The sequence below is a fragment of the Streptomyces sp. MK7 genome, assembly GCF_032658145.1.
GTDB classification, from domain to species: domain Bacteria; phylum Actinomycetota; class Actinomycetes; order Streptomycetales; family Streptomycetaceae; genus Streptomyces; species Streptomyces spiralis.
Genome location: NZ_JAVACL010000049.1, coordinates 33,902 through 55,013, shown reverse-complemented (window position 1 = coordinate 55,013; position 21,112 = coordinate 33,902). Strand labels below are relative to the sequence as shown.

At 72.6% G+C, this 21,112-nt stretch carries 16 protein-coding genes and 1 pseudogene; 6 read left to right on the top strand and 11 right to left on the bottom strand.

Annotated features, from left to right (window positions below; translation table 11 throughout):
• Positions 1–87: 87 nt before the first annotated feature.
• The 4 genes from R2S09_RS33990 to R2S09_RS33975 all read right to left on the bottom strand — a co-directional run bounded on the left by R2S09_RS33990 (position 88) and on the right by R2S09_RS33975 (position 7,605).
• Entirely contained in the window at positions 88–1,422 is a 1,335-nt protein-coding gene (locus tag R2S09_RS33990) for a lipase family protein (RefSeq protein WP_316745211.1), read from the bottom strand.
• A gap of 283 nt (positions 1,423–1,705) precedes the next feature.
• Positions 1,706–4,486, bottom strand: coding sequence for a SpoIIE family protein phosphatase (locus tag R2S09_RS33985; protein WP_316745210.1), 2,781 nt, complete (start codon positions 4,484–4,486; stop codon positions 1,706–1,708).
• Complete coding sequence (locus tag R2S09_RS33980) at positions 4,483–7,029, bottom strand: SpoIIE family protein phosphatase (protein ID WP_316745209.1); 2,547 nt, start codon at positions 7,027–7,029, stop codon at positions 4,483–4,485. Before R2S09_RS33980 ends, R2S09_RS33985 begins: the two co-directional genes overlap by 4 nt.
• Before the next feature lie 99 nt (positions 7,030–7,128).
• On the bottom strand, positions 7,129–7,605 hold the full coding sequence (locus tag R2S09_RS33975; protein WP_316745207.1) for a GNAT family N-acetyltransferase: 477 nt from the start codon (positions 7,603–7,605) through the stop codon (positions 7,129–7,131).
• A gap of 218 nt (positions 7,606–7,823) precedes the next feature.
• Between R2S09_RS33975 and R2S09_RS33970 the strand changes: the two genes are divergently transcribed.
• A complete protein-coding gene (locus tag R2S09_RS33970) occupies positions 7,824–8,279 on the top strand; it encodes a hypothetical protein (RefSeq protein WP_316745205.1) in 456 nt (151 codons plus the stop codon).
• Positions 8,280–8,358: 79 nt separating this feature from the next.
• Here the strand turns inward: R2S09_RS33970 and R2S09_RS33965 are convergent, their stop codons facing one another.
• Positions 8,359–9,804: a glyceraldehyde-3-phosphate dehydrogenase gene (locus R2S09_RS33965; RefSeq protein WP_316745204.1), complete on the bottom strand. Its 1,446-nt coding sequence runs from the start codon at positions 9,802–9,804 to the stop codon at positions 8,359–8,361.
• Between the two features lie 206 nt (positions 9,805–10,010).
• Here R2S09_RS33965 and R2S09_RS33960 point away from each other — a divergent pair.
• The 4 genes and pseudogenes from R2S09_RS33960 to R2S09_RS33945 all read left to right on the top strand — a co-directional run bounded on the left by R2S09_RS33960 (position 10,011) and on the right by R2S09_RS33945 (position 12,890).
• Positions 10,011–11,073, top strand: a pseudogene (locus R2S09_RS33960) (PucR family transcriptional regulator).
• Positions 11,074–11,296: 223 nt separating this feature from the next.
• On the top strand, positions 11,297–12,388 hold the full coding sequence (locus R2S09_RS33955) for a hydrogenase expression protein HypE (RefSeq protein ID WP_306191972.1): 1,092 nt from the start codon (positions 11,297–11,299) through the stop codon (positions 12,386–12,388).
• 73 nt (positions 12,389–12,461) lie between these two features.
• Positions 12,462–12,668 carry a hypothetical protein gene (locus tag R2S09_RS33950; RefSeq protein WP_306191973.1) on the top strand — a complete coding sequence of 69 codons (207 nt, stop codon included), beginning with the start codon at positions 12,462–12,464 and terminating at the stop codon, positions 12,666–12,668.
• 72 nt (positions 12,669–12,740) lie between these two features.
• Positions 12,741–12,890, top strand: a complete 150-nt coding sequence (locus R2S09_RS33945) for a hypothetical protein (RefSeq protein WP_306191974.1) — start codon at positions 12,741–12,743, stop codon at positions 12,888–12,890.
• A gap of 66 nt (positions 12,891–12,956) precedes the next feature.
• On the opposite strand, the gene R2S09_RS33940 is transcribed toward R2S09_RS33945, so the two are convergent.
• The 6 genes from R2S09_RS33940 to R2S09_RS33915 all read right to left on the bottom strand — a co-directional run bounded on the left by R2S09_RS33940 (position 12,957) and on the right by R2S09_RS33915 (position 19,124).
• A complete protein-coding gene (locus R2S09_RS33940; protein ID WP_306191975.1) occupies positions 12,957–14,255 on the bottom strand; it encodes an ArsB/NhaD family transporter in 1,299 nt (432 codons plus the stop codon).
• Positions 14,256–14,430: 175 nt separating this feature from the next.
• Positions 14,431–14,892 (bottom strand): CBS domain-containing protein, encoded by a 462-nt coding sequence (locus R2S09_RS33935; RefSeq protein WP_306191976.1) that lies wholly within the window; start codon positions 14,890–14,892, stop codon positions 14,431–14,433.
• Positions 14,893–15,651: 759 nt separating this feature from the next.
• On the bottom strand, positions 15,652–16,578 hold the full coding sequence (locus tag R2S09_RS33930; RefSeq protein ID WP_316745201.1) for a DMT family transporter: 927 nt from the start codon (positions 16,576–16,578) through the stop codon (positions 15,652–15,654).
• A gap of 435 nt (positions 16,579–17,013) precedes the next feature.
• Positions 17,014–17,823 (bottom strand): ribonuclease BN, encoded by an 810-nt coding sequence (locus tag R2S09_RS33925; protein ID WP_306191978.1) that lies wholly within the window; start codon positions 17,821–17,823, stop codon positions 17,014–17,016.
• Positions 17,824–17,883: 60 nt separating this feature from the next.
• Positions 17,884–18,306 (bottom strand): hypothetical protein, encoded by a 423-nt coding sequence (locus R2S09_RS33920; protein ID WP_316745199.1) that lies wholly within the window; start codon positions 18,304–18,306, stop codon positions 17,884–17,886.
• A gap of 257 nt (positions 18,307–18,563) precedes the next feature.
• Positions 18,564–19,124, bottom strand: coding sequence for a hemerythrin domain-containing protein (locus R2S09_RS33915; protein ID WP_306191980.1), 561 nt, complete (start codon positions 19,122–19,124; stop codon positions 18,564–18,566).
• Positions 19,125–19,383: 259 nt separating this feature from the next.
• Here R2S09_RS33915 and R2S09_RS33910 point away from each other — a divergent pair, with 259 nt between their 5' ends.
• Positions 19,384–21,027: a cytochrome bc complex cytochrome b subunit gene (locus tag R2S09_RS33910; protein ID WP_316745197.1), complete on the top strand. Its 1,644-nt coding sequence runs from the start codon at positions 19,384–19,386 to the stop codon at positions 21,025–21,027.
• The last annotated feature ends 85 nt before the right edge of the window (positions 21,028–21,112 follow it).

The following is a 21,112-nucleotide window of genomic DNA, read 5'->3' as shown; positions in this document are numbered from 1 at the left end:
AACAGGGGCACGGCCTGAGATCCTCCGGACGGACAGGGGCCGCGCCGTTTGTGACGGCGCGGCCCCTGCCGCGTGCAAGGCCCTGAGTCAGGGCCGGACCGGCAGTGTCGCGCAGTTGGCCGGGGCCGGCTTGCCGGCGAGACGGTCGGTCAGCCAGGAGACCGCCGCGCCCTGGTCGGCGAGCAGGGGCCCGAAGTGGTTGAGCAGTGGGCTGATGACGTTCGGCAGGACGACCGGCCGGTACGTGACGTCGGCGCCCTTGCGGCACCAGTCGACGGCGAGCTGCCGGGCCTGGGCGTGCGGGACGAGGTTGTCGCTGGTGCCGGTGGCCAGCCGCACCGGACCGGCCGGCTTCAGCCTGCCGATGCGCTGGGTGTCGAGGAAGTCCTTCAGGGCGGGCGTGGAGCGGATGATGTCGCTGACGGACCGCCCGTCGGTCGTCCACCGCGTGCTCCTGGCGTAGCCGTAGTGGAGGATCGCGTCGCCCACGCACATGGTCGACAGGTCCTTCAGAGCGGCCTTGCCGACGGCGTTGAGGTGGGCGTCGGCGATCGGCCGCAGGTCGGGGTCGGTCTGGAGGAAGCCGTTGAGGGACCAGCCGAGGGCGCCGGCCAGTTCACTGCCGTCGATGGCCTTGGTGACCTCGGTCAGGTCGGCGGGCGGCGCACCGGCGTAGGTGCCCGCGAGGGCCACGTCGGGGGCATAGGAGGGCTGGAGTTCGGCGGCGGCCGCGGTGGCGCCGCCGCCCTGGCTGTAGCCGAAGAACCCGACGGGCGAGGCCGCGGTGACCGAAGCGCCCTGTACGGCACGGGCGGCCCGGGCCGCGTCGAGGACGGCATGGGCCTCGTCGACACGGTCGACGTAGGTGTGCAGCCGGTCCGTGGCCCCCAGGCCGACGTAGTCGGTGACCACGACGGCGGCGCCCTCGGCGAGCAGCCGGTAGACCGACAGGTCCTCGTAACCGACCGACATCGTCCGGCCGTTGAAGGACACCGGGTGCTCCAGGGCCATGGAGGCCGCGCACTGGTCGCCCTGTCCCATGGTGCCGGGAGCCACGACGACCAGCGGGCGCGCACCGGTCCCGGGCCAGTGCGCCGCCGGTTCGATGTAGGCGCCGGTGACGGCGACCGGCCGGCCGCCGGAGTCGGTCGACTTGTACATCACCCGGGTGGCCCGGCCCGGCAGCGGGCCGTTCAGGCCGGGCAGGCTGAGGGCGAGCGGGAGCGGTTGACTGCGGATCAGGGTGCCGTCGGCGCCCGGCAGTTCGGTGGGCGGGGTGTAGAACGCCGGGATGGTGACGCCCCGGGACACCACGGGCGCGGACGCCGTGGCCGCGGTGGCCGGGGTGGCGGCGAGGGCCTGGACGCCGAGGCACGAGGCAGCGGTGACCGCTGCGGCGAGCAGATGTCTGCGCGCGGGCATGGGGAACCTCCTGGGATGCGGCCGAGCAGGAGAGACCGCCTCGTGCCGGGGCGGCGGACGTCGCCCGGTCCGGGCACGAGGGCAGGACGGCAGGACGGCGTGAGGCGGCACGGTCGTCCGCCGGCTTCCTCACGCGGGTGGGGAGTGAACTGACGAGACCGTACCCACCGGCTGTTACCGCCGGTACCGGCCGGTAGGTTACGGTTCAGTAATTTGACTCAGCGTCTAATAAGGGGGCCGTTTCCGTGACAGGGCATCGGAACGGGGCCCGAACACCCGCCGTTCACCAGGCCATTTCGTCGATCAGCAGGGTCATGTCCGGCTCCGCGGCCCGGCCCAGGGTCTGCTCCGCCCAGATCACCTTGCCGTGCGCCACATAGCGGGTGCCCCACCGGTCCGCGAACTGGGAGACCAGGAACAGCCCGCGGCCGCCCTCGTCGGTGGTCGCCGCGCGCCGCAGCCGGGGCGAGGTGTTGCTGCCGTCCGAGACCTCGCAGACCAGGGTGCGGCCCAGCATGATCCTGACCCGCACCGGCGGCGCGCCGTAGCGGATCGCGTTGGTGAGGAGCTCACTGAGGATCAGCTCGGTGGCGAACGACACCTCCTCCAGCTCCCAGTCCACCAGCCGGCGACTCACCTCCGTCCGCACCCGGGAGACCGCGCCGGCCTCGAACGGCACGTCCCAGACCGCCACCCGGGACGGGTCCAGCAGCCGGGTCCGGGCCACGAGCAGGGCGATGTCGTCGCTGGGATGCTGCGGCAGCATCGTCTCCATCACGGCCCGGCACGTCTCCTCCGGCGACCGGTCCGGAGCGGCGACGGCCGCCCCGAGGATCCGCAGCCCCTCGTCGATGTCGCGTCCGCGGTCCTCGACCAGACCGTCCGTGAACAGCACCAGCCGGCTGCCCTCCGGCAGGTCCAGCTCGCCCGCCTCGAACGGATGCCCGCCCACCCCCAGCGGCGGCGACAGGGGCAGGTCCGGGAAGGTCACCCGGCCCGCGGGGTCCACCACGGCCGGGGCGACATGCCCGGCGCGGGAGAGGGTGCAGCGTCCGCCCACCGGGTCGTAGATGGCGTACAGGCAGGTCGCCCCGGTGACCCGCGAGCCCTCGCCGTCCGCCGCGTCCGCCTGGGTGTCCAGACGGGTCACCATCTCGTCGAGATGGCCCAGCAGCTCCTCCGCGGGCAGGTCCAGCGAGGAGAAGTTCAGTACGGCCGTCCGCAGCCGGCCCATCGTCACCGCCGCGTGCAGCCCGTGCCCCACCACGTCCCCGACCACGAGCGCCACCCGGAACCCCGGCAGCGGGATCACGTCGAACCAGTCGCCGCCCACACCCGACTGCGCCGGCAGATAGCGCCACGCCACCTCCAGCACGTCCTGCTCCGGAAGGTCCCGGGGCAGCAGGCTGCGCTGCAGGGTCACGGCCATCTCGTGCTCGCGGGAGTAGCGACGCGCGTTGTCGATCGCGACGGCCGCGCGGGCCACCAGTTCCTCGGCCACCGCCACGTCCTCGTCGTCGAACCGGGCCGCCCCGGCCCCCCGCCAGAAGTTGACCATGCCGAGCACCACGCCCCGAGCCCGCAGCGGCACCGTGATCAGCGAATGGATGCCGGAGGCCAGCACCCGGCGCGCGCCCTCCGGATCCTGCGCCCGCCAGTCCCGGGCGGTCTCGAGGTCCGGCACCAGCACGGCCTTGCCGCGCCGCAGCGCCGCCACCATCGGCGTGTCCGCCACCACGAACTGGATCGAGTCCCCGACCGGCTGCAGCGGATCGTCCGGAAGCGACCCGTGCAGCGCGGTGCGGCGCATCCGGTTCACGGCACCCGTGGGCTCCTCGCCGTGCAGCACGGCGTCCAGGAGCTCCACGGTGACCACGTCCGCCATCCGCGGCACCGCCACCTCGGCGAGCTCCTGTGCGGTGCGCCGCACGTCCAGCGTCCTGCCGATCCGCACCCCGGCCTCGTAGAGCAGTGTCAGGCGCCCCCGCGCCATCTCGGCCCGGCCGGACAGGGCCTGCAACTCCGTGGTGTCCCGGAAGCTGGCCACCAGGCCCTGCGCGCCGCCGTACGGCGCGGTGCGCCGCGTGTTGACCGCCAGCAGCCGGTCGCCGGCCGGGCACACCACGTCGGAGGCGGCCTCCCCCGACACCAGCAGCCGCGTCATCTCCTCGCCCAGCCCCAGCTCCGTGACGTGCCGCCGGCCGGCGTCCGGCGGCAGGCCCAGCAGCCGGTGCGCCTCGTCGTTGGCGAGCAGCAGCCGGCCGTCGGCACCGACGATCAGCACACCCTCGCGCACCGCGTGCAGCACGGCGTCGTGGTGTTCGTACATACGGGTCATCTCGGCCGGGCCGAGCCCGTGGGTCTGGCGGCGCAGCCGCCGGCTGACGAGGGCGGTGCCACCGGTGGCCAGCGCCAGGGCGAGGGCAGCCGAACCCAGCACCATCGGTACCTGCTGGTCCAGCAGATGCCCCACGTTCTCGATCTCGATCCCGGCCGTGACCACGCCGACCACGCGCCGGCTCGCGTCCATCACGGGCACCACCGCCCGCACGGCGTCGGACGGCTTGCCGTGGAAGGTGTCGGTGAACGTCTCGCCCGTGGCGGCCCGGCCGATGTCCTGCGCCGTGGTGCCGATCAGCTGCGGCTGCGTGTCGGCGAGCCGCACGCCCCGCGGGTCCAGCACGGAGATGAAGTCGACGCCGGATCCGGTCTGCGCCTGCATGACCGAGGGCTGCAGGACCCTGGTCGGATCGGACGACTGGAACGCCATCGCCGTGCCGGGCGCGTGCGCGAACGCTTCCGCGACGGCCAGTGACCGCTCCCGGGCACTGTTCTCACCGTCGTAGCGCCCCTGCAGCACCAGTGCGGCCGCGGCCGCCGCGATGAGCACCAGGACCACGATGACCTGGAGCAGGAACACCTGCGCCGCGAGGGTGCGCAGGCTCCAGGACGGCGACAGGCGGCGTCCGGGGAACCGCCGCAGGCGACGGGACGGATCAGCGGACCGCCGACCGCCCGGCGGCGCTGCCGCTCTCGACCGGGACCGGCGGGTGCGTCCGATCATGTTCCCAGTTCTAACACCGCGCTTGTCGCAGGGGCGACCCCGGGAAGCTGCTGCTCCGCCCAGATCGTCTTGCCCGAGCTGGTGTACCGGGTGCCCCAGCGCTGGGCGACCTGGGCGACCAGGAACAGGCCCCGTCCGCCCTCGTCCGTGCCGAGCGCCCGCCTCATGCGCGGGGAGGTGTTGCTGGCGTCGGATACCTCGCAGATCAGGGTGCGCTCATGGATGAGGCGCAGACCGATCGGGCCGCCCGCGTGCCGGATGGCGTTGGTGAGCAGCTCGCTGACGATCAGCTCCGTGGTGAAGACCATCTCGTCCAGCCCCCAGCGGGACAGCTGCTCGGTGACGTTCTCCCGGGCCACGCGCACGGCCGAGGGGTCGGTGGGCACCTCCCAGGAGGCCACGCGGTCGGCGCTGAGGACATGGGTGCGGGCGATGAGGAAGGCCACGTCGTCCCGCGGCCGGTCCGGCAGCAGCGTGCGGACCATGATGTCGCAGATCTCCTCCAGGGGGCGGTCCGGGTGGGCGAGGGTGAAGCACAGGCGCTCCATCCCCACGTCCACGTCCCGGTCCGACGCCTCGATCAGCCCGTCCGTGTAGAGGGCGATGACGCTGCCCTCCTCCACGGCAACCTCGGCCGACTCGAACGGCAGGCCGCCCAGGCCGAGCGGGGGCCCCGCGGGGATGTCGGGGAACTCCACCGGCTCGGTCAGATGGGCGATCGCGGGGCTCGGGTGCCCGGCCCGGGCCACGACGATCTTGCGGGCGATCGGGTCGTACACCGCGTACACGCAGGTCGCCCCGATCACCGTGGGCTCCTGGGCGGCCGCCTCCGCCTCGTCGGACAGGCGCACGACCAGGTCGTCGACGCGCGCCAGCACCTCGTCCGGGGGCAGATCCAGGTCGGCCAGGGTCTGCACGGCGGCCCGCAGCCGGCCCATGCTGGCCGCCGCATGGAGCCCGTGGCCGACCACGTCGCCCACCACCAGCGCGACCCTGGCACCGGAGAGCGGGATGACGTCGAACCAGTCCCCGCCCACCCCCGACTCGGCGTCGGCCGGCAGATAGCGGTACGCCACCTCGACGGCGCTGTGCTCGGGCAGGGCGAGCGGCAGCAGGCTCGTCTGCAGGGTGAGCGCGGCCTGGTGCTCGCGGGTGAAGCGCCGGGCGTTGTCCACGCACATGGCGGCCCGCCCCACCAGGTCCTCGACCAGGAGCAGGTCGTCCTCGTCGAACGAATCGGGGTTCTTCCAGCGCAGCAGCGTGACCACGCCCATCGTGGTGCCGCGGGCCCGCAGCGGGACGACCAGATGCGTGTGCACCCCGAGCCGGAACATCTTCTCCCAGCGCTGGGCGTCGTGGGCGAGCCAGGGCGTCCAGGTGCCGACGATCTCCCGCAGCGGCTTTCCGGTGGCCAGGCACCGCCTCTGGGGAGACAGGTCCGGGTAGCGGGTGGGCTCGCCGACCCGGACGATCACCTCCGGCTGGTCCTCCTTGACCGACCGATGGACCGCGCGCCGCAGCGTGTCCGCGCCGCTCAGCGCCCCGGTGTCCGGGATCTTCATCGCGTGGGCGGTGTCCAGGAGGTCGATGGCCACGAAGTCGGCGACCTGCGGGACGAGAACCTCCGCCAGTTCCTGCACCGTACGGTCGAGGTCCAGGGTGGTCCCGATGTGATCGGTGGCCGCGTTCAGCAGCGCCAGCCGCTCGCGTGCCGGGTCCTGTCCGGTCAGGTCGAGAGCGGCGTAGCAGATGCCCAGCGTGCGGCCCGCGCCGTCGCGCAGCGGGAAGAAGGAACGCAGCCTGGAACGCCCCGGCCCCCCCGCGTCCGCCGCCGCGTGGCGGGGCGGGGTGTGTTCGAGGGTCACCTGGCACTGCCCGGAGAGCAGCACCTGCCTGGCCTGCCGGGTCACCACGGAGGACTCCCGCGCCGTGGCGACCAGGGCCCGCAGCGTGCTCTCGGCGTGGGCACCTCCCTCCGCCGCGGCGGTCCCCGCGGATCCGGCTCCTTCCCCGGTGTACACAGCCCCGGCGGCTTCGGCGGCAGGGTCGTCCATGCCGGCCAGCGCGCGGTTGACCCACCGGTAGTGCAGCTGCGTGTCCAGCACCGCGACCCCGAACGGCGACTGCTCCAGCAGGGCGTGCGCCACCGCCTCGTACATCTCGTGCCGGCGCCGCCGCATCGCGTCGCATCCGAGGACGAGCCAGCCGCCGCCGCTCGCACCGCTGCCGCCCGCGCCGCTGAGCCGGCCCACCCGCACGGCCAGCCGCACGGCTCCGCCCGAGCGGTGGCGGACGGTGAGCACTCCGGCCCAGGCGCGGTCGATGCCCCGCAGGAACTCCGGTACGGCGGCCGGGTCGCCGTACACCAGCAGGGATCCCGCGGGACGGCCCAGCACCTCGCGGGCAGGGTGACCGACGAGCTCCTCGGCGCCCCGGCTCCAGTGGACGATCAGTCCCTCGGCGTCGATCACCGCCACGGCCGTGGAGGCGATGTCGAACGGATCGCCCGGACCCGCACTGCTCGCCACGCCGCTGACGCCCATGCCTTCATCCCCATCCACGGGCAGGACCCCCAGGGACATTTTCCCATCGGGGACCGGGTCCCGCGCCCGGAACGGCTCGGGGCGGCCGGAACGGGCCTGCTACCCCTGCCGCCCCAGCGCGGTCAGCGCCTCGTCCGTGAGCCGGTAGACCGTCCACTCGTCCTGCGGACGGGCGCCCATCGCCTCGTAGAAGTCGATCGCCGGACGGTTCCAGTTCAGGACCGACCACTCCAGGCGTTCGTAGCCGCGCGCCACGCAGATGCGGGCCAGCTCCGTCAGCAGGGCCCGGCCGTGGCCGCCGCCGCGGGCCTCGGGGCGGACGTACAGGTCCTCCAGGTAGATGCCGTGCACACCCCGCCAGGTGGAGAAGTTGAGGAACCACAGGGCGAAGCCCACGACCTCGCCGTCCGGGCCCTCCGCGACATGCGCGTAGGCCGCCGGGCGCTGTCCGAACAGTGCCTCCGCGAGCTGCTCCGGCGTCGCCCGCGCCTCGTCGAGCGCCTTCTCGTACTCGGCGAGTTCGCGGATCAGGTCGTGGATGACGGGGACGTCTGCGGGGGTCGCGGCGCGGATCATGGGCGCAGTCTCACACACCGCGATCGGATGGCTCCGGCCGGGTCCCCGAGCGGCTTCCGTCGTGCGTGACGCCGTCCGTCCGGTGCGCGTGGTGTCGTCCGTCCTGGGGTGCGTGAACGCGGCCGTACAACCCCTGGGCCGGTCGGGGTGTCTTCTCCACCGAAGGGGAAGAACCGGACGTTCCCCGGCAATCCGACCGCACCTCCAGGGGGAAGAAGATGAGCGTGACGCGCACTCTCACCCGCCGCGGCCCGGCCGCGGCGCTCGCACTCGTGACGGCGGCCGTCCTCGGGGCCGGTGCCGCCGGCTCATCGAGCGCGGCCCCGGCCGCCGCGCCGCGGACACGGCAGATCGCCTCCTCGGTCCTCGGCGGCGACTACAAGTTCACCCTGACCGCGGTGCGTTCCGCCGACGACCGGTACGCCGCCTCCGTGCGCCTTCAGGTCTACATGCGCACCGATGGCGGTGCCTGGAAGGAGTCGGCCCGTGCGACCGTGGGCGCCGTGGACGGCTGGTTCTGGTATCCGCTGACCGGAAAGGGCGCCGTCTGCCGGTTCTCGACCTCGGCCGCCGAGCCCGCACCGGTCGATGTGAGCCTGCTGGTCACGCCGTCCATCGGCTGCTCCCAGCCGCAGCACTTCATGGTCGAGCAGGGCAGGATCCACGCCGGCTGAACCCGTGACGCGCGCGGGCGGGGCGGCGGCTGCGAGCCGTCGCCCCGCCGGTGACGGACCGGGGGAACGCGGTCGGGTGTCAGACCGCAGGCGCCGGGTAGGTCGGGTACTCCACCCCGGAGACGTACTGGACGACGCGGATGACCTGGCAGGAGTAGCCGAACTCGTTGTCGTACCACAGGTAGAGGATGGCGTTGTCGCCCTCGACCTTGGTGGCGCCGGCGTCGACGATCGAGGCGTGGCGCGAGCCGATGAAGTCGCTGGAGACCGCGTCGGGCGCCGTGATGAAGTCGATCTGGCGCTTGAGCGGCGAGGTCAGCGAGACGCCGCGGAGGTAGTCGAGGACGTCCTCGCGGGTGGTCTCGCGGGCCAGCTGAAGGTTGAGGATCGCGATCGAGACGTCCGGCACCGGGACGCGGATCGAGCTGCCGGTGATCCTCGCCTTGAGGTCGGGCAGCGCCTTGGCGACGGCGGAGGCCGCGCCGGTCTCGGTGATGACCATGTTCAGCGGCGCGGACCGGCCGCGGCGCTCGGACTTGTGGTAGTTGTCCAGCAGGTTCTGGTCGTTGGTGAACGAGTGGACGGTCTCCACGTGGCCGCGCAGCACTCCGTACTCGTCGTCCATCGCCTTCAGCGGCGGGACGATCGCGTTGGTGGTGCAGGAGGCGCAGGACAGGATCCGCTCGTCCGGCTTGACGGTGTCGTGGTTGACGCCGTGCACGATGTTCGGGACGTCGCCCTTGCCGGGCGCGGTCAGGACGACCTTGTCGATGCCCGGGCGCAGGTGCTCGGACAGGCCCTCGCGGTCACGCCACTTGCCGGTGTTGTCGATGAGGATGGCGTCCTTGATGCCGTACGCCGTGTAGTCCACCTGCGTCGGGTCGTCGGCGTAGATGACCTTGATCGCGTTGCCGTTGGCGACGATCGTGCTGGAGGCCTCGTCGACGGTGATCGTGCCCTGGAACTGGCCGTGGATGGAGTCGCGGCGCAGCAGCGAGGCGCGCTTGACGATGTCCTGCTCACCGCCCCCGCGCACCACGATCGCGCGCAGCCGCAGTCCGTTGCCGGAGCCGGCCTTCTCGATGAGCAGGCGGGCGACGAGGCGGCCGATGCGGCCGAAGCCGTAGAGGACGACGTCGCGTCCCTCACCGCGCTCGATCTTGCCCTCGCCCGTGGCGCCGGCGACGGCCTCGGCGGTGAACTGTTCCACCGGCAGACCGCGGTCGTCGCTCCTGTACGTCGCGGCCAGCATACCGATGTCGATCTGCGACGGCCCGAGGTCCAGCGTGGTGAGGGCCCGGAGGAAGGGGAGCGTCTCGGTGACCGAGAGCTCCTCACCGGCGATCTGGCGGGCGAACCGGTGGGTCTTGAGGATGCTCACCACCGACTTGTTCACCAGGGAGCGGCTGTGCAGCAGGACGGTGACGTCCCGTTCCCGGTGCAGCTTCCCGATCATCGGGATCATCGACTCCGCGATCTCCTCGCGGTTCTTCCAGTTGGTGAACGAGTCGTCGTTGACAGTCACAGATCTATCTTTCGAGCTAGGAGGCGCTCATATGCTAACCACATGACGTGTTGATCACCCAAGCGGCGGTCGCCGAAGTCCCCTTCGGGTGCTATGTCATGGGCGCAAAACAGGCCGGAACGGTCATCGGTGCCAAAGGTTTGGCACCCTCGTCCACGCGCGTTAAGAAGGCGCCAACGACCGATCAAGAGGTGGGGGAGGGGCCCGTGACACGGCCAGCGGTGCCCGGGGAGTTTCTGGAGGGCTACACCCGGATCCTGGCCGATGTCTGCGTCACCGGCCGCCCGGCTGACCCGGGACGAACGGGAGTCCCTGCGGGCCCAGGGGAAACGGGCGGCGGAGGCCGGACACGAACTGCGGACGCTGGTCCGCTGCCACCTCGCCGAGACCCGGGCGTTCTCGCCCGCACTGGCCGCCGTCGGGGTCGACCGCGTCCTCGCCGCCGTCGAACAGGCCGTCGACGCCTTCGCCGAGGGCCACGAGCGGGCGCAGCGGCTGGCCATGCGCCAGGAGGAGGCCGACCGCCGGGAGTTCATCGACGACCTCCTCTACGGCCGCAGCGACCTCGGACGGCTGGCCGAACGCGCCGAACGCTACGGACTGCTCTTCTCCCGCGCCCACGCGGTGGCCGTCGCCGGGGGCCGGCAGCCCGTGGACGACACCCACCCGGCCACCCGGCGCGTCGAGACCGCCCTGCTCGGCCGCTTCGCGGAGCGCCGCATCCTGCTCACCACCAAGGACGGGCGGCTGGTCTGCGTCGCCCCGGTTGACCAGGACGACGTCCTCGCCTTCTTCGCCAAGCACGCCTACGCGGCCACCGACGGAGGTCGGGTCGCCATCGGACGCCCCCACTCGGGTGCCGGGGGAGTGGTCGACTCCTACGAGGAGGCCCTCAACGCCCTCGAACTCGCCGACCGCCTCGACCTCCAGGAGCCGGTGCTGCGCGCCGCGGAGCTCCTCGTCTACCCGGTGCTGACCCGTGACCGTCAGGCGATGGCCGACCTCGTCCGCGACACCCTGGGGCCGCTGCGCGGCGCGCGGGGCGGCGCCCGGCCGCTCCTGGACACCCTCACCGCGTACTTCGACGCCGGCTGCACGGCCGCCGAGGCGGCGCGCCGCCTCGGCCTGAGCATCCGCGCCTTCACCTACCGCCTGGAACGCATCCACAAGCTGACCGGTGCCGACCCGGCGGACCCGGTGCACCGGTACACGCTGCAAACAGCGGTGATCGGCGCCCGTCTTCTCGGCTGGCCCGACTCCGACGTGTGACCCAGCGGGCCCGGCGTCACCGGCACCGTCACGGGCACAGGCACCGTCACCAGCGCCGGTATCGGCACCGTTCACCCCACCGCCCCCGCACAAGAGGCGGTCCCGGGTGCGGCGTGTGAGCCTGGTGCGGAGACGGGTGCCCCCGGAGCAGGGCGAAGGCATGCCCTGGCCGCGCGCCCGTCTCCGAGCAGGAGCCGGACCGTCGCCAGGAGAGGCCGAGCACATGAGCGTCAACACCAGCGGCACCGCCCCCGCCGGCCAGGAGTCCCAGGACGCCCGCGAACGCGCCGGCTTCGACGAGATCCACATCCTCTGGATCTCCGAGGGCATGAGCTGCGACGGCGACACCGTTTCCATCACCGCGTCGGAGCAGCCCGCCATCGAGGACATCGTGCTCGGGCTCGTCCCCGGGCTGCCCAAGGTGCACCTGTACAACAAGGTGCTCTCGCCGAGCCTGGGCGGCGAGGAGTTCCTCGCCCCCTACCGGGCGGCGGCCCGCGGCGACCTCACGCCGTTCGTCCTCGTCATCGAGGGCTCGGTGCCCAACCAGAACATCATCGAGGGCGGCGGCTACTGGACCTCCTTCGGCAACGACCCCGAGACGGGAGAGCCGCTCCCCCTCAACTGGTGGATCGACCGGCTCGCGCCGAGGGCCTGGGCGGTCGTCGCGGCCGGCACCTGCGCGGCTTACGGCGGCATCCACGCCATGGCGGGCAACGCCACCGGCTGCATGGGCCTCGCGGACTACCTGGGCTGGGACTTCACGTCGCAGGGCGGCCTGCCCGTCGTCAACGTGCCGGGCTGCCCGGTCCAGCCCGAGAACTTCATGGAGACCCTGACCTGGGTGCTTCACCACGCCGCAGGCTCGGCGCCGCCCCCACCGCTGGACGAGATGCTGCGCCCGCAGTGGCTGTTCGGCAGGACCGTCCACGAGGGCTGCGACCGGGCCGCCTACTACGAGCAGGCCGACTTCGCCAGGGACTACAACTCGCCCAAGTGCCAGGTGAAGGTGGGCTGCTGGGGCCCGGTGGTGAACTGCAACGTGCCCAAGCGCGGCTGGATGGCCGGCATCGGCGGCTGCCCGAACGTCGGCGGCATCTGCATCGGCTGCACCATGCCCGCCTTCCCCGACGCCTTCATGCCCTTCATGGACGAACCCACGGGCGGCAGCCTGTCCTCCGTCCTCATCAAGCCCTACGGCGCCTTCATCCGGCGGCTGCGCGGCATCACCAGCATGGCCGTCAACAAGGAACCGAAGTGGCGCCACAACGAGGAAGAGCTGACCAGCGGCTACGACCCGCACTGGCGAGCCTGACACGGCGACGACGTCCGACGAGACCGACGAGACCGACGAGACCGAGGAGACCTACGAGACCGAGGAGCGGACCATGGGCAGGATCAGAGTGGGCAGGCCCGACGTGAAGCCCGACGCCGCGGGACACGTCCGCGGGCTGCACCAGGGCAACACCGGCCCCTACCACCGTCAGCAGGGACACCACGAGGACGGCACCGCCGACGCCCGGCGGTCCACCGGCATCCACTGGAAGAATCACGGCGCGATCACGAGGACCATGCCGAACCTCCCGCCCGGGTGACGCGTCACCGGGGAGGCGCCGGGAACGGCACGGACGGACGGCAGCAGCCCGGGAAAGGAGCAACGAGCGAGGATGACAGGGAAACAGGTGCTCATCGCGGAGGCCGCGGTGCTCGGCGGGCTGGCGCTCGCCCTGCTGGTCAAGGAGCTTCCCGGGGCCGTGCGCGAGGTCAGGATCTGGCGGATGGTCGGTCTCCGGCCCGGCTCGCGGCACCCGGGCTGATCCGGCCCGGGACAGGACTCAGGGACTCAGGGATTCGGAGACTCGCAGACTCAGGACAGGACGGTCTCAGGACAGGACGAAGTACCTGAGCCAGACGTAGAGCAGTGACAGGGCGACCGTCACCGCTGTCACGACCAGCCCGTACTTGGTGAACTGCCAGAAGGAGATCGGCTGCCGGCTGCGCTCCGCGATGCCGAGGACCACGACGTTCGCCGAGGCGCCGATGGCGGTGGCGTTGCCGCCCAGGTCGGCCCCCAGGGCCAGCGCCCACCACAGCACATGGGCGCCGCCACCGCCCATGCGGTGCACCAGATCGGCGGTGATCGGCGCCATGGTCGCCACGTACGGGATGTTGTCGACGACCCCCGACAGCACCGCCGAGGCACCGAGCAGCGTCATGGCCCCGCCCAGCTCGTTCCCGCCGATGACACCGGCGAGTGCCTGGGAGACGCGGTCGACGACCCCCGTTCCGATCAGTCCGCCGACCATGATGAACAGCCCGCCGAAAAAGGCGAGCGTAGGCCACTCCACCTCGGCCAGGACGTCGCCCGTCTCCACCGCGGACACCGCCACGAGCAGCCCGGCGCCGAGCAGCGCCACGACGCTCGGGGCGTAGTGCAGCACCGGGTGCAGCACGAACCCGGTGACGACCAGGCCCAGCACCACGAGCCCCTGGGCCAGCAGGCGCCGGTCGCGGATCGCCTCGCTCTCCTCCAGCGCCATGATCTCGGCGGCGCGGTCCTCGTCGAACCGGAGCGCGGCGCGGAACATGAACCGGCACAGCCCCAGCAGGACCACGACGAGCACCACGGCCAGTGGCGCGAGATGGACGAGGAAGTCGTTGAAGGTCAGTCCGGCGCGGCTGGCGATGATGATGTTCGGCGGGTCGCCGACCAGCGTGGCGGTGCCGCCGATGTTCGACGCCATCACCTCCGCGATCAGGAACGGCGCCGAGGGCAGCGCCAGCCGCTCGCACACCAGCAGCGTCACCGGGGCGATCAGCAGCACCGTGGTGACGTTGTCCAGCAGCGCCGACGCCACCGCCGTGATCACCATCAGCATCGCCATGACCCGGAACGGCTGGGCGCGGGCCCGCTTGACGGCCCAGATCGCCAGGTACTCGAACATGCCGGTCTTCTTCAGCACGCCGACGATCACCATCATGCCCATGAGCAGGAAGACGACGTTCCAGTCGACCCCGGTGTCCTCGGAGTGGAACGCCGACACGTCATCGGTCGCGCCGATGGCCAGCATCAGGCCCGCCCCGCCGAGCGCGACGGCGACACGGTGGATCTTCTCGCTGATGATCAGGGCGTAGGCGCCCACGAACACGGCGACGGCCGCCCAGCTGTGCCAGTCGTTCACGGTGCTCCGGTCGGTAGACGGACGGGTCGGAGGGGAGAGGCGTCCTCTGCTCGCCGACGGGGCTTCCCGGCACACCGCGAGGAACGTCACCCGTCCTTGACGCCGCTCTGACAGATCCCTGGTCCGTCCACGGGTATGCGCGCACCCGGCAGGACAGGGCCCGGCACCGGCCGGCTCATGACGCGGCGCGCAGCAGCCGCTCCAGCAGATGCGAGGCGGTGATCACCCCGAGCAGCCGCACGCCCGCCTCGTCCCTGTCGACGACCGCGACCAGCGGACTGCGCACCTGTGCCATCAGCGCGGCCACCTCCAGCGCGGTGTCGTCCGGGGCGGCGACCGGCGGCTCGGGCACCGACGTCGACAGGCAGTCACGCACCGTGCGGCCCTTCAGCGCCTGGCAGAGGCGGTCGGCGTGGCGCTCGTCCACCACCGCGGCGAGCGTCGGGTCCTCCATGACGTACGCCGGCACCACGGCCTTGATCATCTGAGAGGCGGGCAGGATCGCCTTCGGCGCACCGTCGTCGTCCAGCACGAGCAGCGCGGGCAGCCGGTGTTCGGCCATCAGCCGCGCGGCCTCGGTCGCGTCGGTGCCGACACCGACCGTCTCGTACTCGACCGCCAGGTCACGTGCGCGCACGAGCCGCTCCTACTTCTCGTCCATGTCCGGTGTCGCCGTGTTCGACAGCACCATTGTGACGCACCCGCCGTGCGCTGCCCGGCCGATGCGCCGGTGGCCGTGGGCCGGGTCGCCGCCCCGGGGGCCGATGCGGCGGCGGTGCGGCCGGCCGGGTGAACCGCGGATGCGGGTGCGATGCGGCGCGCCTGGCGTCGACAACGCACAGCGGCGGGGGTGACCGGGAGGAAGCGGACATGGGCCGCAGCAGAGGAACCGCGCACGGAACCGGTGACCGTTACACCACGGAGGACGTCCAGGAGGATGTGCAGCCGCGTCCGGCGCCCCGAATACCCGGCGTGGCGGAACAGTTGTGGCCCGCGGGCGGGACCGTACCCCGGTCCCGCAGACTGCGGCTGCGCATGGCACGGGCCGACCCTGTGTCCGTCCTGGCGGTGAGCTTTCTGGTGTCGCTGGGACCGGCGCTGTGCACGGCCGTCACCCTGCCGCCCGTACGGATCCTGCTCGCCCTCCTGGGCCGCGGCCCGTGGCCGTTCCCCGGCTGGGCACTCGCCCTGGTCACCTGCGCGGTCGTGCTGACCACCACCTCCGCCACGGTGTGCAGCCTCCCCTGCAACGTCTCGTGCCGGTGCGCCGGCGGTGTCGAGCTGACCCTGGCCGAGGCCCCCCCGGCCATGGTGGCACCCGCGCCGGAACCGGAACCGCAACCGGAACCGCAACCGGCGGAGCAAGGAGTACGGCCCGCCCATGACCGGGACCGGTTCACCCGGGCGGCCGCTGGGAGGTCCACCGGGCGTCGGGGCCCGGACCGCCGGGCTCGACCTGCGGCGTGTCCCAGCCGCCGGAGGCCGCGGCACCGGCCAGTCCTATGCTCCCCGCGCCGATCAGCGCCACGCCGATCACCTCGGGCAGCACCCGGACCCCGAGCCCGATGTACTCCTCGAACAGCGCCCAGCCCAGCGCCACACTGGTCACCGCGTCCCCGAGGGTCAGCGCGGGCTGTGACGCGGTGAGGCTGCCCGCGCGGAACGCGCTCTGCAGCAGCAGGAAGCTCAGGCCCCCGACGACGACGGTGGCGTACGGCGGCCACTGCGTCAGCAGCGCGCCGAGGCCCTGGTCGAACCGCCCGGTGACCTCCTTCAGCAGCGCTGCCGTGGCCGCGAACGACACCGCGGACGCCAGCCCCAGCAGCGCGGCCCGCGGGGCGCCCCGCACCAGGCGGGACGCCATGAGCACCGCCACCACCACACCCAGCAGTGCCGCGCCCACCCGCAGCCAGAGTTCCGGTGGGGCGGTCGACGTGCCTTCCGGGGGCGACGCCGCGCCGAGGAAGAGGGCCAGTCCGACGGCGAGGGCGGCGAAGGCCAGCCAGGTCCGCCGGTCCGGGCGGCGGCGGAAGACGAGGCTGCCGACGGCGAGGGTGAACAGCAGCTCACTGGCCAGCAGCGGCTGCACCACGGAGAGACTGCCCACGGACAGAGCCGCCGCCTGCAGCACGGTCGACACCGCCAGCAGTCCGGCGCCCGCGAGCCAGTACGGGCGCCGCAGCAAGCGGGCCAGCCACCGCACCGCCTGCCGCGCCCCGGAGCCGCCCCCGGACTCGTCCGTCGCGGCCCGCCGCTGGAGCACGGAGGCCGAGGCGTTGGACAGCGCCGCCAGCAGGGTGAGCGCGATGGTCAGGGCGCTCACCGGCAGTCGTCCGGCCTCGGTGGCGAGCCGGCGGTCGAGCCCGCCGCGGTGGCGGCTGGGGAGCCGGAGCGGAGGTGGGACACGGTGGCTTTCCTGGGCGTCGACGGCGGACGCCGGGCGGAGGCGGCAACCGCCCCTGCCACCCGGGTCCGGACGGGCTGGGCCGTCACGGAGTATCCCGCCGGCCACGTCACCAAACGCCCGGACGGCACACCCGGTGCCGCGGCCGGCAGCGTTTGCCCGTCAAGGAGCGGCGTCCGGTGCGTGCTCCGGGGGTCCCACCGGCCGAAGTCCGGCGGAGTGCCGGGTGCGAGCCCCCGTACTGGACGTACTCGGGCTTGTGCCCCGTGCGGCGAGTGGGGGCACCTCCCACGCCGTCAAGGCAGTGGGGGAGTGCCGGGCGCCGCGACGGGGCGAACGTCGCCTGTCGCGGCATTAGTGCCCCTGCGGCAGCCAGTGGTGATCGCAGAACCAGCGCCCGAACATCGCGCCGCCGTAGACGACGAAACCGACCCCGGTGAGCCAGGACTCCACGACCAGCACGATGCCGACCGTTCCGTAGCTGAGCGCGTTGTCGACGATGAGGGGGGTGAAGACCAGGTAGGAGAAGACGCGCAGGCCGCCCAGGCCCACCATGGTCGCGAGCGCGCCGGGGAGCAGTCTGCGCCAGGGGATCTGGCCGCCCAGGAGGAAGTGCTGGCTCCACCAGAAGAACAGCGCGCCGGTGGACGCGGACAGGGTGATCCGCGGCCAGCCGTGGAACTCGTGCCCGGTCAGCACCTCCTGGTAGAGGTACGCGCTCATCACGGCCAGCCACGTCGCCTGCCGCCACACGCGGTGCCACGGGCCGGGCGGCAGACCCCAGATCCGCTCGTAGCCGTTCTGGACGCTGCCCGCGAAGGAGATGCCGAACACCGCGAGGAGGATTCCGCCCCAGACGCTGGTGGTGCCGATCACCTTGACCGGGGGACTGATGATGTCGGAGAGGATGCGCGCGGACCGGCCGGACAGGCCCATGCCGTCGACCAGCCACGAGGCGAAGCCGCCCTCGCCGAGGGGGTCGGCGGCGGCGATGACGATGAGCAGGGGCGCCAGGGTGACCAGGGAGAGGGTGGCGAACCCCATCGCCCGGTGCATCAGCTCCAGATCGCGTCCGCGCCGGACCAGGGCCAGCGCGGCGAGCCGGTGCTCCAGATCGAGCACCGCCTGCCGGAGCCGCGGGAAGTGACGCTTCACGCCCGTCATCCTGCACATGTGGACGGCCGCCCGCCGCCCGGGACCTCCGCCCGCTCCCGCCGGGCCCGGCTACCCGGCTCCCGCCGGATACCCCGTGACCACCTGGGACGGCCTGGGATGGTCGGTGGACGTGCCGGCGGCGAGGGCGGAGGTGAGGGCGAGCAGCGCGAGGACGAGGGCGGCCAGGAGGAACACATGGTGCCGCCGCTCGGCTCCAGGGGGTGTCTCGCCGATCATGCCGGGCTCGCGGCGCCGGGCACCGCACCTCGCCGCGTTGTCGTCGGTCGCCGATGCTCCGCATCGACTCCCTCCTCCGCCTTGCGATGTACGGCACCGGCCACCGCACCCTGATCCGGCCTGATCGACGAGACACCCCCTAGGCCAGGGAGCCGTGATCTGCTCGAACGTCGCCAGCTTCTCCGCCAGGAGGGGATCCTCGGCCACCAGTTGCTTCTCGATCCGCGCGAGTTCGCGCTCGAAGTTCACGTTCACGGTGGACTCCTTCGGGTCCGGCGGTACGGCCCCGCGACGATCGGCGCACGCGCCGGACACCGCGGACACGACGGTGACTCCCGGCGCACCGCATCGCACGCGCGCACCCCCGCGCGGCGGAACCGACGCGGGCCGCATGTCCGCAGTACCCCCATGGCGCACGATGACGCGGGAAACCACCTCGACGGCCCATGCCGCCGGCACCGGACGCCGCCGCGCGCCCCGCCGACCGGGGGCGCGGCCACGCGGGCCGCGGTTCAGCGGTGGGTGCGCCGGGTGGCCGCGTCGCGGATGCGGTCGAGGGGGCCCCACAGCTGGGTGGTGAGCCTGACCAGCGGTGCCGAGGCCGGGGCCGCGGGGCGCGGCCGGGTCGGTGCCGCCGCCCTGGTGTCCCGTACCTTCGCGCCCAGGTCCCGCAGCACGTCGGGGGGACACAGCGCCTGGAGCCGGGGGAACAGCAGCTGTTCCTCCTCGACGACGTGCCGCGTCACCCGGGTGACCAGCGACAGCAGCAGCTCCACGAACTCCTCGCCGGCCGGGTCGGCGGCCTCCAGCGCCTTCAGCAGTTCCTCGATCTCCCGGAGTTCGCGCAGCTCCCCCTCCACCCAGCCGTCGCCGTCCGGCAGGAAGCGGCGGACCGCCGGGTACAGATGGGCCCGCTCCGCCGTCGCATGGCGCACCAGTTCCCCGGCGGCGCGCTCCACCAGGGCCGGACGCTCGGCGGAGCCGGGCCGTGCGGACCGGATCCCGTCGAAGAGGGACCGGACCCGGCGGTGGTCCTCCGTCAGCTCCTCCACGATGCCGCCTGGACTGTCCACAGCTGCTCCTTGCCGGAGCGCCGGGCCGCTCTGCGCTCCTGGTGCGTCCCCCGGCCGCGACCGGGCCGGAGGCGTCATAGGTGTCGTAGGTGTCGTACCCGCGGAAATGGGGGTGCTCCCGGCATGCCTGCCGCATGCGCCCGGGCCGTACACCCAAGATTGAAACACCCGGCAGGCGGGCGCCCCCGGGCCCGCCGCGCCGCGCCGTCCGGGCTGCCCGGCGGTGGCCGGACGGACACACGAGGAGCGTGATGCGGGCGTGCTGATGCGGCGCCGCAAGGCGAGAGTCGAAGCCAGGGCCCGGCAGGCGGCGTTCCAGGCCTACGTCGTCGCCGACCGGCGTGCACCCGTGTCCGAGCTGGCCGGGCAGCTGCTGCGCAAGGCCTTCCCCGACCACTGGTCGTTCCTCCTCGGCGAGATCGCCCTGTACAGCTTCGTCGTCCTGGTGCTGACCGGGTCCTTCCTGACGCTCTTCTTCGATCCGAGCCTGGCCGAGGTGCGCTACACGGGCTCCTACGGGCCGCTGCGGGGCCTGCTGGTGTCCAAGGCGTACGACTCGACCCTGCAGCTGAGCTTCGACGTGCGCGGCGGCCTGCTGATGCGGCAGATGCACCACTGGGCCGCCCTGGTGTTCGTGGCGGCCGTGGGCGTGCACATGCTGCGGATCTTCTTCACCGGCGCCTTCCGCAGGCCGCGCGAGCTCAACTGGGCCGTGGGCGTGACGCTGTTCCTGCTGGCGCTGCTGGAGGGGTTCGCCGGCTACTCCCTGCCGGACGACCTGCTGTCCGGCACGGGACTGCGCACCGCCAACACCATCGTGGAGTCGATCCCGGTGGTCGGGACCTACCTCGCCTTCTTCGCGTGGGGCGGCCCCTTCCCGGGCGACGCGATCACCAAGCGGCTGTACATCGTCCACGTGCTGTTCGTGCCGGGCGTGCTGATCGCGCTGATCGCGGTGCACCTGATCATGGTGGTGTACCTGAAGCACACCCAGTGGTCCGAGCAGGGCAAGACCAACCGCAACGTGGTGGGGCAGCCCATGTTCCCCTCGTTCGTCGGCAAGTCGACCGGGCTGTCGCTGATGGTCTTCGGGGTCCTCGCCGTGATGGGGGCGATCGCCCAGATCAACCCCATCTGGGCCTTCGGCCCGTACGTCCCCGACCAGGTGTCCACCGACGCCCAGCCGGACTGGTACGTCGGGTTCCTGGAGGGCGCGCTGCGGCTGATGCCCGGCGTGGAGTGGAACGTCGCGGGGCACACCTTCATGTGGAACGTGCTGCTCCCGGCGGTGGTGGTGCCGGCGCTGCTCTTCCTGGTGCTCTACTGCTATCCCGCCTTCGAACGATGGGTCACCGGCGACCTGGTGGAGCACCATCTGTGCGACCGGCCGCGGGACCGCCCCGTGCGTACCGGGCTCGGCGTCGCGGCGATCGTCTTCTACGGCGTGCTGCTGCTCGCGGGCGGCAACGACGTGATCGCCACCGTGTTCCGGGTCTCCGTCGACGGCCTCACCTGGATCTTCCGTGTGCTGGTGTTCGTCGGTCCGGTGCTCGCGTACCTGATCACCAGACGCGTCTGCCTGGCGCTCCAACTGCACGAACGGCGGCTGCTGGAGGAGGGCGAGGAGACCGGCGAGGTCTACCAGGACCTCCCGGGCGGCATGACGGAGAGCCACGAGGGACTCGACCGCCGCCGCCGCTACAAGCTGCTGGTCAGGGACATCCCGCTGCCGCTGGCGCACCCCGGCCGCGGCGCCCCGTTGCACCGCCGGCTCCAGGCCCGGCTCAGCCGCTGGTACTACGGCGAGCGGGTGGAGGTGCCGACGACGGCGGAGGAGCGTCTGCAGATCACCGGCCGTACGGCCGATCCGGTGTCGGGCGGGGTCGGTTCCCCGCAGGAGTGAGCGCCGGTTCCCCACGGGAGTGGCGTTCGGATTCCCCACGGGAGCGAGGGCTGTGCCGTGTCCGCGCCTTCGGACGCGGACACGG

Coding starts and splice junctions, on each gene's coding strand:
- R2S09_RS33990 (WP_316745211.1), bottom strand. CDS start 1,422: ATGCCCGCGCGCAGACATCTGCTCGCCGCAGCGGTCACCGCTGCCTCG.
- R2S09_RS33985 (WP_316745210.1), bottom strand. CDS start 4,486: ATGATCGGACGCACCCGCCGGTCCCGGTCGAGAGCGGCAGCGCCGCCG.
- R2S09_RS33980 (WP_316745209.1), bottom strand. CDS start 7,029: ATGGGCGTCAGCGGCGTGGCGAGCAGTGCGGGTCCGGGCGATCCGTTC.
- R2S09_RS33975 (WP_316745207.1), bottom strand. CDS start 7,605: ATGATCCGCGCCGCGACCCCCGCAGACGTCCCCGTCATCCACGACCTG.
- R2S09_RS33970 (WP_316745205.1), top strand. CDS start 7,824: ATGAGCGTGACGCGCACTCTCACCCGCCGCGGCCCGGCCGCGGCGCTC.
- R2S09_RS33955 (WP_306191972.1), top strand. CDS start 11,297: ATGAGCGTCAACACCAGCGGCACCGCCCCCGCCGGCCAGGAGTCCCAG.
- R2S09_RS33950 (WP_306191973.1), top strand. CDS start 12,462: ATGGGCAGGATCAGAGTGGGCAGGCCCGACGTGAAGCCCGACGCCGCG.
- R2S09_RS33945 (WP_306191974.1), top strand. CDS start 12,741: ATGACAGGGAAACAGGTGCTCATCGCGGAGGCCGCGGTGCTCGGCGGG.
- R2S09_RS33925 (WP_306191978.1), bottom strand. CDS start 17,823: ATGACGGGCGTGAAGCGTCACTTCCCGCGGCTCCGGCAGGCGGTGCTC.